Annotated in this window: 11 protein-coding genes; all 11 read left to right on the top strand. The window is 60.2% G+C overall.

From position 1 onward, the window contains the following. Window positions 1-6: 6 nt before the first annotated feature. Complete coding sequence (gene gmk / locus IK083_09775) at window positions 7-582, top strand: guanylate kinase (GenBank protein MBR4749840.1); 576 nt, start codon at window positions 7-9, stop codon at window positions 580-582. Beyond that, the gene (gene coaBC, locus IK083_09770; protein ID MBR4749839.1) at window positions 572-1,741 is read left to right on the top strand and encodes a bifunctional phosphopantothenoylcysteine decarboxylase/phosphopantothenate--cysteine ligase CoaBC; all 1,170 of its coding nucleotides are present in this window, start codon (window positions 572-574) and stop codon (window positions 1,739-1,741) included. The genes gmk and coaBC overlap by 11 nt, the downstream gene beginning before the upstream one ends. Next, the gene (gene priA, locus IK083_09765; GenBank protein ID MBR4749838.1) at window positions 1,738-4,128 is read left to right on the top strand and encodes a primosomal protein N'; all 2,391 of its coding nucleotides are present in this window, start codon (window positions 1,738-1,740) and stop codon (window positions 4,126-4,128) included. The genes coaBC and priA overlap by 4 nt, the downstream gene beginning before the upstream one ends. Before the next feature lie 112 nt (window positions 4,129-4,240). Further along, the gene (locus tag IK083_09760) at window positions 4,241-6,481 is read left to right on the top strand and encodes a PQQ-binding-like beta-propeller repeat protein (protein ID MBR4749837.1); all 2,241 of its coding nucleotides are present in this window, start codon (window positions 4,241-4,243) and stop codon (window positions 6,479-6,481) included. Next, on the top strand, window positions 6,481-7,572 hold the full coding sequence (gene dprA / locus IK083_09755; protein MBR4749836.1) for a DNA-processing protein DprA: 1,092 nt from the start codon (window positions 6,481-6,483) through the stop codon (window positions 7,570-7,572). Before IK083_09760 ends, dprA begins: the two co-directional genes overlap by 1 nt. Continuing rightward, window positions 7,569-8,285: a 3-deoxy-manno-octulosonate cytidylyltransferase gene (gene kdsB / locus IK083_09750; GenBank protein MBR4749835.1), complete on the top strand. Its 717-nt coding sequence runs from the start codon at window positions 7,569-7,571 to the stop codon at window positions 8,283-8,285. The genes dprA and kdsB overlap by 4 nt, the downstream gene beginning before the upstream one ends. Continuing rightward, a complete protein-coding gene (gene cysE / locus IK083_09745; GenBank protein MBR4749834.1) occupies window positions 8,278-8,928 on the top strand; it encodes a serine O-acetyltransferase in 651 nt (216 codons plus the stop codon). The genes kdsB and cysE overlap by 8 nt, the downstream gene beginning before the upstream one ends. Then, window positions 8,921-10,330: a cysteine--tRNA ligase gene (cysS, locus tag IK083_09740; protein MBR4749833.1), complete on the top strand. Its 1,410-nt coding sequence runs from the start codon at window positions 8,921-8,923 to the stop codon at window positions 10,328-10,330. Before cysE ends, cysS begins: the two co-directional genes overlap by 8 nt. A 9-nt stretch (window positions 10,331-10,339) precedes the next feature. Then, a complete protein-coding gene (locus tag IK083_09735; GenBank protein MBR4749832.1) occupies window positions 10,340-11,680 on the top strand; it encodes a VanW family protein in 1,341 nt (446 codons plus the stop codon). A 4-nt stretch (window positions 11,681-11,684) separates the two neighbouring features. Next, a complete protein-coding gene (locus IK083_09730) occupies window positions 11,685-12,560 on the top strand; it encodes a VanW family protein (GenBank protein ID MBR4749831.1) in 876 nt (291 codons plus the stop codon). 95 nt (window positions 12,561-12,655) lie between these two features. Next, window positions 12,656-14,197, top strand: a complete 1,542-nt coding sequence (locus IK083_09725; protein MBR4749830.1) for a PASTA domain-containing protein — start codon at window positions 12,656-12,658, stop codon at window positions 14,195-14,197. Window positions 14,198-14,199: the final 2 nt, after the last annotated feature.

Here is a 14,199-nt window from a genome sequence, read left to right as displayed (position 1 = left end):
CGACCGTTGACAAAGGGACTTATAGTGGTGATCTCCGGACCCTCCGGAGTCGGCAAGGGCAGCGTGGCTGCCGGGCTCAAGGCGCAGGATCCCCACATCACCGAATGCGTGACCTGCACCACCAGAGCTCCCAGACCGGGAGAACGGGACGGCAGGGAATATCACTTTTTGACCAAAGAGGCTTTTGAGATCAAAAAGGACGAGGGCTATTTTCTGGAATACGCTTTCGTCCACGGCAATTATTACGGCACCCCCCGCCGGGAGGCTATGGCTCTGGCAGAGGAGGGCAGGACCGTGCTGCTGGAAATAGACGTGCAGGGAGGGCTCAACGTAAAAAAGGCCCATCCCGAGGCCTTTACCATATTCATCATGCCTCCGGACCGGGACACTCTGCGGCAGCGGCTGTCCGGACGGGGCACGGAGACGCCCGAGCAGATAGCCCTCAGGCTGCAAAACGCCGAGGCCGAAATGGACCGGCGGCATCTGTATGACGCCCGGGTGGTGAACGACGACCTGCAGGAGTGCATCCGCCGGGTGGCCGGACTGATCGACGGGGAGAAAAAGAGACAAAATGGGATCTAACGTATTATTGGGAGTGACCGGGAGCATCGCTGCCTGGAAGGCCTGCGAGATAGTATCGCTGCTGCGGAAAAGGGGACACTCGGTCAGGGTGATCATGACCGCCAACGCCACCCGATTCATCACGGAGCTGTCCCTGGCTACCCTCAGCGGCTATCCCGTGTGCTCGGATATGTTCGGGGAACACGCCTACGAGCCGGAGCACATATCTCTGGCCGACTGGGCGGACCTGCTGCTGGTAGCGCCCGCCGACGCCAATATCATAGCCAAGATGGCCGCAGGCATTGCCGACGACATGCTGTCCACGGTGTATTTGGCCTGCCGGTGCCCCGTGTATATCGCCCCGGCCATGAATACTGCCATGTACGAACACCCGGCAAACAGGGCCAACATGGAGCTTCTGGCAGCAAGAGGCTGCGCCTTCATCGGTCCGGACAGCGGGCGTCTGGCCTGCGGGACCGAAGGGAAGGGCCGGCTCTCCTCCCCGGAGACCATAGTGGATGCGGTCACCGGCAGGGGAGATTATGCCGGCAGATGCATAGTGGTCACCGCCGGCGCCACCATGTCTCCCATAGACCCGGTGAGATTCATCACCAATCACTCCTCCGGCAAGATGGGCGCCGCCCTCTGCGAGGCCGCATTGCGGCGGGGAGCCCGGGTGATAGCGGTGACGGGACGGGTATCCGCGGCCTTTCCTCCCGGAGCCAGGGTGGAGGAGGCTCTCACCAACGAGGATATGTACAGGGCGCTGAAGGATATTTGCCTCAGCGAAAAGCCCGACGCCGTCATAGCGGCGGCGGCCCCCTGCGACTACGCCTGCGAGCCCAGTCCCGCCAAGATCAAAAAGAACGGCAGACCTCTGGAGCTGACCCTTACGGAGGCCAGAGACGTCATAGGCAGCCTGGCTGCGGAGGCCCCGGGGCCGGCGCTGGTGGGCTTTGCCGCGGAGACCGGCGATCCGGAAGCAAACGCCCGGCTGAAGCTGGAGCGGAAAAAGCTGGACATGATAGTGGCCAACGACGTCTCCCGGGACGTGTTCGGCAGCGACTACGACAGCGCGGTCATCATCAAAAAGGACGGCTCCCGGACTGCCACTGGCAGGATACCCAAAAGAGAGCTGGCTGACGTCATACTGGATGAGCTGGCGGGAGCCTTGAAGTGAGACTCGTAAACGTGGCCTCCGGCGACTTTGCCGGAGGCGGATTTGATTTTCTGACCTATTATCTGCCCGAGGGCATGGAGGGGCGGATCGGTTCCGGCGCGGTGGTGCCGCTGGCAGGCCGGGCCGTGTTCGGCTATATCATAGATTTTCCCGGATCCTCGGACGCGGAGCCTGCCCGGCTGAAGCCGGTGCTGGAGATCATAGACGAGGGCAGCATCACTCCCGAGATCATAGAGCTGGCCCGCAGGGTCAGCCGCAGCTGCTTTTGCAGCCTGTCCCGCACCCTGGCTTCCGTGGTCCCCGCGGCTGTGAGGTCTAAGCTGGGGGAGTATTACGCCCCCGGCGACGGAGAGGGAGCCTGCTCTCCGACGGAAAAGCGGGCTCTGGAGCTGGTGGCCGCCCTGGGCAGACGCTCTTCCCCCCGGCTGCTGGCCGGTGAGATGGATATGACCGAGGCCGCTGTCCGGAAGCTCCTGAGGGATATGACCGCCCGCAAAATACTGGACAAGAAGTATTATTTCGCCCGGAGGCCCAGGAGGGTGGAGATAAAATGCGTCAGCGCCGTCCCCGGCTTTGAGGGCAGCCTGACGCCCAGGATGAAGGCCCTGGCGGACCGGCTGGCCGGGCAGGACCCGGTGCCGGTGGGATATCTGGTGGCAAACAAAATAGCCACCCGGGCCATGATCGGCAAGTGCGTGAAGGCAGGGGTCCTGTCGGAGACGGTGATATACAGGGACCGTATCCCCGACTACATACACACGGAGCCCCGGCAGATCAGCTATACGCCCCACCAGCAAAACGCCATAGCCCGCATCTCCGCAGAGATGGACGCGGGGGAGAGCCGCGCCGCGCTCCTGCACGGAGTCACCGCTTCGGGAAAGACCGAGGTGTATATGGCCCTCATAGAGAAGGCTCTGAAGGAGGGCAGGACCGCCCTGGTGCTGCTGCCTGAGATAGCCCTTACGGCTCAGGTGATGAACATATTCCGCAGCCGTTTCGGGGACAGGGTGGCGGTGCTCCACAGCAATCTCTCCGACGGGGAAAGACTGGACGAATGGCAGAGGGCCAGGGACGGCAGGGCCTCCGTGGTCCTGGGGGCCCGGAGCTGCGTGTTCGCCCCCCTGGACAACATAGGGCTCATCATCATTGACGAGGAGCACGACGGAGGCTACAAGCAGGAGGACAGCGCCCCCCGCTATCATGCCAGGGAAGTGGCCCTTATGAGGTCCGGGATGCACCGCTGTGTGCTCCTGCTGGGCAGCGCCACCCCTTCGCTGGAGAGCTATTACAAAGCCTGCTCCGGGGAGTATCTGCTGGTGGAGATGCCTGACAGAGTGGCCGGCCGCCCCCTGCCTCAGGTAAAAACGGCGGTGCTGGCCGAAGCTCCTGCCGGTCCGGCGCCCACCATATTCTCGCCCCTGCTCCGGGAGGCCATAGAGGACTGTCTCGCCCGGGGCCGGCAGGTGATACTCATGCAGAACAGACGGGCCTATTCCCCCTTTATCATATGCCGCTCCTGCGGATGGGTGGCGAAGTGCCGCAATTGCGACGTGACCCTGAAGTATCACAAGGACACCCGGCACCTTTCCTGTCATCACTGCGGCTTTCATGCGGCGGCTCCCGCCCGGTGCCCCGTCTGCGGCGGCCCGAAGCTCATGTCCCCCGGCATAGGTACCCAGAAGGTGGAGGAATTCGTCAGAATGGAGTTTCCCTCTGCCCGGGTCCTGCGTATGGACAGCGACACCACCGGCACCAAGGGCGCCCACCAGAGGATCATCGACAGGTTCCGCAAGGGGGAATGCGACGTACTGGTGGGGACCCAGATGATAGCCAAGGGACTGGATTTTCCGGGTGTGACCCTGGTGGGCATCATCTCCGCCGACACGGACCTCAACATGCCGGACTTCAGAGCGGAGGAGAGGACCTTTCAGCTGCTGAGCCAGGTGGCCGGCAGGGCAGGCAGGGGCAGCGAGCCGGGACAGGTGATAGTCCAGACCCTGGCGGCGGAAAGCCCGGTGCTGGAACTGGTGGCCCGGCATGATTTCGCCGGCTTTTACCGCTACGAGCTGGAAAACAGAAGGCTGCTTGCGTATCCTCCCTTTTCCCGTCTCATCCGTATCGGCAGCAGCGACCGCTCCGAGTCAGCCGCCTCCGGGAGGCTGATGGCCTTCGGCAGGGAGCTGGCCGCCCGGCTGAAGGGCCCGGAGGGGACCCGGGTGTATCCCGCGGTGCCTGCGCCTATGAAGCTGGAAAAAGGACTGTATCACTACAATCTGCTGATAAAGACCCGGGAGCCGGAGCAGGTCTCAGCAGCCGTGTGGGAGCTCCTGGAAGGAGACGACGGCAGCTATTCCTCTCTGGCCTTTGATCCCGATCCCATATTTTAGCAGAAAAAAATAATGAGAATTAGTGAAAACCGCGTTGAAACTTGATATAATAGAATTAGATATACCTTATGTAAGTGAATTTATCTGAATATCTATACTTGAGGAGGCTCTCGTGAAGAAGTCAATCTTAGGCGTCATTTTGTTGATCGCCGCAGTGGCCGTCATGTCTGCAGCCGGCGCTTACGCGCAGGTGCTGACACAGACCGTCAATGCGCAAAATACCGGCTATACGGAAGGTGATCTGGACCTGCCCCTGGTATATTCTTTTGACAGGCAGATCAAGTATTCCGCTGCCTCTTCCTACGCCACCGGCGGTATGGCCGGCGGAGTGGCCGGAGGCGGTGTGGCCGGAGGCGGCATGGCTGTGGCCGGAGTGGCAGGCGGCACCACCGGCGGCCAGTACGGCAACGGGACCAATATCGCTACCTCGCGTATCGGAATAGGAGACAAGAGCATCCTGGTGGGTACCTCCACCAAGGTGTATTCCTACGAGAAGAACAAGGGACGCCTCAATTGGCAGTACCCTTCTCAGAATGACATGGAGAACGGCATCACCTGCGTCCCCGAGGCCGAAGGCGGCAAGGTGTTCTTCAGCACCACCAAGATGCTTTACGCTCTGGATGAGGAGACCGGCGAAGTCCTGAAGATGCGCAACATCCCCAATACCACTGCGGCCATGCTCAACGCCGAGAACGGCATTCTGTATTTCTCCGCCGGCGACGGAAAGATCTACAGACTGGATCCCGAGACTCTCGAGGATGCTGCTCCCGCCCTCACTGCCGAGAACAGGAACGCTGTTTCCGCAGGCGCCAGAGCCATTCTGTCCAACGGGTTCACCATCAAGGATGACCTGCTGATCAGCAAGTCCGATACCAACACCATCTACGGCTTTGATCTGGCCAGCGGAGCCAACACCTTCCAGCTGGGTGCCGACGGCGTCATCAGAGGCTTTATGCCCATCATCACCGACGACTACATTCTGGTCACCACCGACAAGGCGGTCATAGTCTATACCCGCTCCGGCAAGGAGCACGCTATGCAGAAGTTCTCCCACACCATCACGTGCGCTCCCGTCACCGACGGCCAGAACGTGTACGTGGCTACTGCCAACCAGAATCTCTACTCCCTCAGGTTCACCAACAGCAGGATGGAGCAGAATTGGAAAAAGCCCTACAACATGGGCCAGACCATTTCTCAGCTCATAGCTCTCACCGACAACGTTCTGCTGTGCGCCTGCAAGAGCGGCTTCCTGTTTGCTCTGGATCGGGAGACCGGCGCCATCTGCTGGTCCAACCAGTCCGGCAGGACCATGAACAATTCCACCGTGTCCATCCCCGGCTATACGCCTCCCACCGCTTCCATGATGGGAATGGGCGGCATGATGGGGACCATGGGCGCCGCAGGGACCATGGGGACCACCGGTATGACCGGCGGCATGACTGCCGTGTCTCAGCCTATCAACACCAAGATAGTGGACGGCATCGAGGAAGTGGAGCTGCAGGACATCCTGAAGAACTACTCCAAGTCCTTCGTCCCCTCCGGTCTGGTGGGCAACGCCGTTTACAATAACGGCACTCTGGCCTACATCACCGCCGACGGCTATCTGATGGTCAGGTCCAACGGGGGCGCCGCCGACAAGAAGGCTCCCGAGATACTGAGCTATTATCCCGGCTACGACACCAATTCCCGGAAGATATCCGCTCTGCCTCCCATCACCTTCAAGATCTCGGCGACGGACAAGAGCTCCGGCGTGGACTTTACCACCGCGAAGCTGACCTGCGAGGACAGTCAGGGCGGCGAATATGACGTGCGGCTGGTCTATGATCTGGACAACCAGATCTTCTACGGCGTGCTGAGCAAGCCCAAGACCTCCGTAGTCTCGCCTTATCCCTCCGGGACCTTTACCTCTGTCTTCTCTGTCAGCGACTACGCCGGCAACGAGCTGAATTTTGAGTTCAGCTTCGATCTGGACACCGGCCTGCAGCCCATAAGGACTATGTCGGATACTTCGCTGAAATATCTGGACGTAGGCACAGGCTCCGTGTACGGAGGCCAGCTGAACCAGCTGATGAAGGACGCCGAGTCCTCCGGGACGAAAAAAGGCGGAGCAGTCAGCTCGCAAACAGAAACTTCCGGAAATAACAACAGCGGCAGCAGCACCACCACTGCTGCCTCTGCTGTTTCAGCGAGGAGCGAAAGCGGCTCCTCTCTGCAGGACGGCTATGACGAAAACGGCAACTACGTGGCTTATGACAACGGCATGAGTGTGGACGTGGTGGCCACGGACACCGACGAAGATACGTCCTTTGACGGATACCCCGAAGAAGGGTTTCCTCCCTTTCCTCCTTTCTAATGACCGACCAAGAGCTTTCGGCATGGCTGCGCTTTTGTCACTGCGAGCTCGCTCCCGATACTGCCTTTGAGATCCTGTGCCGCTTTGAGTGCGATATAGAAGCGCTGATGGGGGACAGGGCCTTTTTTGCCGACAGGTTCGCCTCGTCTCCCAAACAGCTGGACAGGATCCTTCACTGGACGGAGGCGGACGTGTCAAAGGATCTGAAGTATCTGGAGCGCCAGCAGATCAGGCTCATTCCGTTTAGCTCTCCCGAGTATCCGCAAAAGCTGAAATACATCACCGATCCTCCCTGCGCTCTGTTTGTCAAGGGCAAGGCCGATCTCAACAGCGAGGCTCCCGTACTGGCCGTGGTAGGCTCCAGACACGCCGATTATTACGGCCTCTACATGGCGGAGACCATCACCCGGGATCTTTCCAAGAACGGCTTTATCATAGTCAGCGGCGGCGCCCGGGGCATCGACAGCGCCGCTCACAGGGGCTCCATGAAGGGCAAGGGCGAGACCTGGTCCGTGTTCGGCTGCGGCCTGGGGGTGGATTATCCTCCCGAGAACAGCCTGCTGTTTATGGATATAGTGGAGTCCGGCGGCTCTCTCCTGAGCGAGTATCACCCCGCCAGCAGGATAGACAGATACAAGTTCCCCCTGCGCAACAGGATCATAGCGGGCCTGTGCGACGCTATACTGGTGATACAGGCCCCCGTGAAGTCCGGCTCCCTGATCACCGCCGCCCTGGCCAGAGACTGCGGCAAGGACGTATATGCGGTGCCCGGCAATGCGGACAACGACAAGAATTCCGGCACCAATCTGCTTATCAAGGACGGGTGCCCTCTCATAGAAAACGCAGACGACGTGGCCTTTAATATGGGCTACACGGTGCTCCTGGCTCCCGACACATCTGCAGACTCCCTGTCGGAGAAGGAAAAGGCCGTGTTTGACTGCATCACCACCATTCCCATAGGCGACTACGCCATATCGGAAAAGACCGGCCTCCCCACGGAAGAGCTGTCCGGGGTGCTGACCGGGCTGGAGGTCAAGGGAGTCGTCAAAAGAGTGCCCGGCAACCGCTTTGTAAGGAGTGTATTGTCTTGAAGACCTGTATCATCATACCTGCCCGGATGGATTCCACCAGACTTCCGGGGAAGCCTCTGCTGGATATATGCGGCAAGCCCATGATCCGACGGGTGTACGAAGGAGCCTGCCGGACCGGCTTCGAGGTGTATCTGGCCCTGTGCGACCGGGAGCTGGCAGAGGCGGCTGAGTCCTTCGGGGCCCCCTATATCATGACCCGCAGGGACCACAGGTCGGGCACAGACAGGATAGCCGAGGCAGCGGAAAAGCTGGACTGCGACACGGTGATCAATCTGCAGGGGGACGAGCCTCTGGTCGATCCCCGGGACATCAGGGTGCTGGCGGACTCTCTCCGGGACTCCGATGCTGAAATGGCCACCCTTATAGTGCCCATCAGCAAGGCGGAGGCCGCCGATCCGAACCTGGTGAAGGTGGTCTGCGACCAAAAGGGCAACGCCCTGTATTTTTCCCGGAGCCCCATTCCCTACGACAGAGAGCCGGGAGCTCCCTATTACGGACATATAGGCATATATGCCTATCGGCGCTCCTTCCTGCTGAAATATCCCTCTATGGACAGGACGCCTCTGGAGCGCTCCGAATCCCTGGAGCAGCTGAGAGCGCTGGAAAACGGCTGCCGCATCAGGACTCTGGTGGTGGCCGAAAAGCCCATGGGCGTGGACACCCCCGAGGACCTGGAGCGGGTGCGCGCCATATTTGAAGCGGCAGATGTGTAGGACCCTGAAAAGCGACGTAGCCGCCGTATTCAGAAACGACCCGGCAGCCCGGAGCCTACCGGAGGTGCTGACCTATGCGGGCCTTCACGCCGTGTGCTGGTACAGGGCGGCCCATTTCTTTCACGTCCACGGGCTGAAGCTCCTGGCCAGGATCATCAGCCAGTCCGCCCGTTTCTGGACGGGCATAGAGATACACCCGGGGGCAGTCATAGGCTCCGGACTCTTTATAGATCACGGCATGGGAGTGGTCATAGGCGAGACCGCCGAGATAGGCAACGACTGCGTGCTCTACCACGGAGTCACTCTGGGGGGCGTCAGTATGTCCCGGTCCAAGAGGCATCCCACTCTGGGAAACAATGTGATCATAGGCGCGGGAGCCAAGGTGCTGGGCAATATCACTCTGGGCGACAACGTGAGAGTGGGGGCCAACGCCGTGGTGCTGAAGGACGTGCCGGCCGATACCTCGGTGGTGGGAGTCCCCGGCAGAGTGGTGCTGCAGAAACAAAAGGAAGACGAAGACCGTCTCACTCACGGCAGGAACCTGGACCCCGAGGGCGAGCAGATACGCTGCATGATCAACAAGCTCGAGGACATGGAAAAGAGACTGAAAATATTGGAAAGCGAGAATAACAACGGTGATTAGATTCTACAATACCTTAGGCAGAAAAAAGCAGGAGTTCATCCCCATAAAGGAGGGCTGCGCAGGCATTTATTCCTGCGGACCCACAGTGTACAACTATGCCCATATAGGCAACCTGCGCTCCTATATCTTTGCCGACGTTCTCAAGAAGACCCTGATCTATTTCGGCTATGACGTGCGTCACGTGATGAACGTCACGGACGTAGGCCACCTGACCGGAGATCAGGACAGCGGCGCCGACAAGATGGAACGGCAGGCCGCCAGGACGGGCAAGGACGTGAGGGAGATAGCCGACTTTTACGAGAAGGCCTTTTTTGAGGATCTCAGCCGTCTCAACATCATGACCCCTACGGTGATCTGCAGGGCCACCGACCATATACAGGAAATGCAGGACATGGTGAAGACCCTGCTTGACAAGGGCTTTGCCTACGAGACCGAGCAGGCCATATATTTTGACATCAGCCGTTTTCCGGAATACACGGAGCTCTCCGGCCAGTCCATTCAGGACAAGGTGGTGGGCGCCCGGGACGAGGTCAACGAGGACCCGGACAAGAGGCACCCGGCAGACTTTGCCGTCTGGTTCAAATGCACCGGACGCTTTGCCGAACACCTTATGAGATGGCCTTCTCCCTGGGGCGAGGGCTTCCCCGGCTGGCACATAGAATGCTCCGCCATGAGCATCAAGTATCTGGGGGAGACCTTTGATATACACACAGGCGGGGAGGACCACGTGTGGGTGCACCATCCCAACGAGATAGCCCAGAGCCAGTGCTGCACCGGCAGAAAATTCGTGAACTACTGGATGCACGGCGCCTTTCTGGTGGTGGGCAAGGACGGCGAAGCCAAGATGAGCAAGTCCGAGGGCAATTTCCTCCGGCTCCAGTCTCTCATTGACGCCGGCTTTGAGCCCGTGCACTACAGATATTTCACCTATCAGGCCCATTACAGGAACATGCTGAAGTTCACCGACGAGTCCCTTACGGCAGCCCGCAACGCCTATGAGAGGATCAGGGCCTTTATCATGAGGGCCGTTCAGATGAAGGGCCCCAGGCCCGACTGGACCGGCGAATACGTCACCCGTTTCGAGGAGGCTATCTCCGACGACCTGAACATGCCCGCCGCCATAGGCGTGATGAACGAGATGATCAACAGGGCTGCGGAGACCGGCGAATACAATATACTGGAGGAGCTCTTCAGGTTTGACCGGGTCCTCAGCCTGGGCTTTGAAGACATAGCCGCCTCCGTGTCCTCGGACAGCGGGGAGATAGACGCCCTTATAGAAGAGAGGAACCGGGCCCGGGCCGAAAAGAACTGGTCCAGGGCCGACGAGATCAGAGACCAACTGGCACAGAGAGGCATCATACTCGAAGATACCAAGACCGGCACCGTGTGGCACAAGGAGTAACTGACCGGGATGAACAAGACAAAAAAGATCGTCGCAGCGGCAGCTGCGGTGCTGGTGTGTCTGGCAGTTCTGCTGCCGTGGCACATGTCCCTTTCGGTCAGCCGGTTCGCCTCCTCCGGGCGCCTGGCGCCCGACGCGGAGGTGGGCGGCGTAGCCGTGGGAGGCATGACCAGGGAGGAGGCCGCAGAGGCTGTCCGCAGCCACGTGAGGACCATCTCGTCTGCCCCTCTCTCCATCAAAATAGGCGACTCCACCTTCCACAAGCCCTGTTATGAGCTGGGCCTCTTTTGGAAATGGGAGCCGGCTCTGGACAAGGCCTACGCTCTGGGCCGCTCCGGCGGGCTCCTGGCAAAATACTTGGCCATCAAGGGCGGCAAGCTGGGCAAGAGCTTTGATATAGAGCAAAAGATAGACAAGAGCGTCATAGACAGATACATCAGAGAGGTGAACAGGTCCATAGACCAGAAGCCCAGGAATGCGGGGCTGGTGTTCACCGGCAAGGGCGTGTCCCTGGTGCCTGCGGTCATAGGCAAAAAGATAGACGAGGCTGCTGCCTCGGAGGCCATATGCGCCGCCCTGAAGGCCGGGGCCAGCTCAGTGGAGCTGGAATACGTGGCGGATTATCCCCGGATAAAGAGCGAGGACCTGCAGAGCGTGGATACCCGTCTGGGCTCCTTTACCACCAACTACAACGCAGGCAAGGTGGCCCGGACCCACAATCTGAAGACTGCCGCCGGCGCCATCAACGGCACCATCCTCATGCCGGGAGAGACCTTTTCCTACAACGGCATAGTGGGGCCCAGGGATACCAGCACCGGCTACAAGACCGCCATCATTTTTCAGGACGGCGAAGAGGTGGAAGGCATGGGCGGAGGCGTCTGTCAGGTGTCCTCCACTCTGTTCAACGCGGTGCTGCTGTCCGGGCTGAAGATCACGTCGAGACGCTGCCACTCCCTGAAGGTGGCCTACGTGCCTCTGGGCAGGGACGCCATGGTCAGCTACGGCTCCTCGGACTTTTGCTTTGTCAACGACACTCCCGACCCGGTGGCAGTGTTTGCCTCCATAGGCGGCGGCTCCCTCAGCATGCAGCTGTGGGGCAGCTCCCGGTCCAAAAAGGAAGTGTCCGTATCCACCAGCGTATACAACGGCGGCTTCGGAGCCAGCCTCACCAGATACGTCACCGCCGGCGGCGTGAAAAAGGCGGACTATACAGCCTCCAGCACCTACAGGCGGCCCAAGCCCAAGGAGCCTCCCGCAGAAAAGCCCAAGCCGGCTCAGCCCAAGCCCGAGACCCCTGCGCCTCCCGCCGGGGGCGACGGCAACGGCGACCTCACTCTCATAGACGGATAGGAACATGAAAAGAAATACGCTTTTAGCCATCATTCTGCTGCTCATTCTGCCGGCAGCCCTGTGGGCCCAGGATACGCCCGGAGTGTGTCTGGGCAGATACACCACGGGCTTCAATGCCAAAAATGCGGGCAGGACCTCCAATCTGAAGGTGGCCGTGAAGAAGCTGAACGGCACCTCGCTGCAGCCCGGAGGGGTCTTTTCCTTCAACAAGACCCTGGGCGAGAGGACCGCGGCGGCAGGCTACAGGGAAGCCATCGTCTTTCAGGGCGGCGAGCAAAAGCTGGAGCTGGGAGGAGGCATCTGTCAGGTGTCCTCCACTCTGTTCAACGCCGCGCTGCTGGCGGGCATGGAGATACTGAGCCGCCGGAGCCACTCCAAGATGGTGGACTACGTCCCCGCCGGCAGAGACGCCATGGTGTATTGGGGCCAGCAGGATTTTTCCTTCAGAAACAATTCGGGGAGCCCGGTGGTCATAAAGGCCTCCGTGGATGGCAGCACAATGACCGTGGCTCTGTGGGGCAGCGCCGACAGCAAAAAGCGCTGCACCGTGACCTCCTCCTTCAAAAACAACGGCAAAAGCGCCGTGGTAAAGAGGATAGTGGAGTCGGGGAGCGTGAAGACCACCGACTATATCTCTTCCAGCTCCTACACCACTACGGCAAAAAAGGCCATGAAGTCCTCCACCGACAACAATGTCTATCCTGACGGCGGCGGACAGCCTGCCGCGCCTCCGGCTGTGGAAACGCCTCCCTCCCCCGGGACCGATGAGGGTCCCGCCCCGGCCGTGAATCCCGATGGAGACGGCAACGAGGGCATCGGCTTTGAGGAAGGCGCCGACGAAGGCGTGGTCATCGAAGTCCCGGCGCCGGACGCTCAGTAGCAGCATACTCCAAAGCCGCAGCAGCGCTGCGGCTTTGTTTTTCGCGCCCGCGTGTAGTATAATTATATTGTATGTTTTCTCAAAGGAGGCCTCACATGGCTGAGAACACGCTCTACAACAACAGATTCCAGATACTGGCAAAGGAGTCCGATTCTCTCATCTTCAGCGTTTACAGCGCCGTGGACAAGATTGGCGACCGTCAGGTGTCCCTCTACGTCATGAAGCCCTGCTGGGCCGAGGACCGGGCTTTTGCGGAGGGGTATGCAAAGGGGGCGGAGGAATGCGCCCAGCTGGATCACCCCGCGACTCTGGCTCTGCTGGAGACCAATCTGGAGGATGCGGAGCCGTTTTTCGTGTATGAGCCCGTGCGGGGCAAGAGCCTGGCAGAGCTGCTGGCCGGAGAAAAAAAGCTGTCCTGCGTCAAGGCCTCGGAGATCATAGTCAACGTGCTGGCCACTCTGGACAAGGCCCATATAGCGGGCCTGTGCCACGGTGACCTGACCGACGACGACGTGCTCATCACCGAGGACGGCTCCGTCAAGGTCAGGGGCTTCGGCAGACGGGACGGTCTGGCCGCCAGCCCCCGGGCCAAGGAGACTCTGGACAAATACACCATATATTTTCAGAGCCCCGAGCTGATCCAGGGCGGTCTGCCTGCGGAACAGTCGGACATCTACGCCGCGGGAGCCGTGTATTACAGGATGCTCACGGGGCACGTGCCCTTTACCGGGGCCACCTCCATAGAGACCGCCTCCAGGATACTGGAGACCGAGCCCGCGGACCCCAGAAGCTACGACCATGAGATACCGGAAAACATATCGGCTCTGGTGAAAAGATCTCTGGCCAAGAGACCCGAAGACCGGATAGAGACGGCCAGCATCTACTCTCAGAAGATATCCAACTGCATCAAGACCGGCCGGGCCGAGGGCGGCTTTGCCGAGCCCAAGCCCAGCGTGGAAGTGGAGCATCCCAGGGAGACCAAGGGCTCCGGCGGCATGCTGGGAGGCGTGCTGCTGATCCTCGCGGTGCTGCTCCTGAGCGCCTGCGTCACCTTTTATCTGGTGAGCCGGGGCAAGCAGGTGGTGCCCGACGTCATAGGCATGAGCGAGTCCGAAGCGGTGAACACCCTGGAAAGAGAGGGCTTCTTCGTGCTGCGCAACGATCCCACCTATTCGGAGGAATTCAAGGAGGGACTGGTGATCCATCAGACCCCCGGGGCCGGCCGCAAGCTGAAAAAGGGCGAGACCGTGACCATCCAGGCCAGCCTGGGCAACGAATTCGTCATCATGCCCGACGTGGTGGGCAAGCACAAGGGCGACGCAGCGGAAATGATAGTGAGGGCCGGTCTGAAGGTGAACGGCGTCACAGGCCAGTATTCGGACACGGTGCCGGAGGACTACGTCATATCCTCCAATCCGGAGGCGGCCCTGTCCGTGTCCAAGGACACCGGGGTGGATCTGGTGGTATCCAACGGGATAGACATAGCTCACAGGTTTGACAGAGAGGAGCCGGAGACCGAGCCCTACCGCCGCCGGGAGGCTCCGGAGCCTTCCGGGGACGACGGGGAAGGGCCTGAGGACCAGGGCCCCGAGCTGCTGCCCGACAGCGATCACGAAATAGATATACTCATAGAATAGGA

The organism is Abditibacteriota bacterium, from assembly GCA_017552965.1.
In the GTDB taxonomy this organism is placed as follows: domain Bacteria; phylum Armatimonadota; class UBA5829; order UBA5829; family UBA5829; genus RGIG7931.
This window is presented reverse-complemented; position numbering and strand designations above follow the sequence as displayed.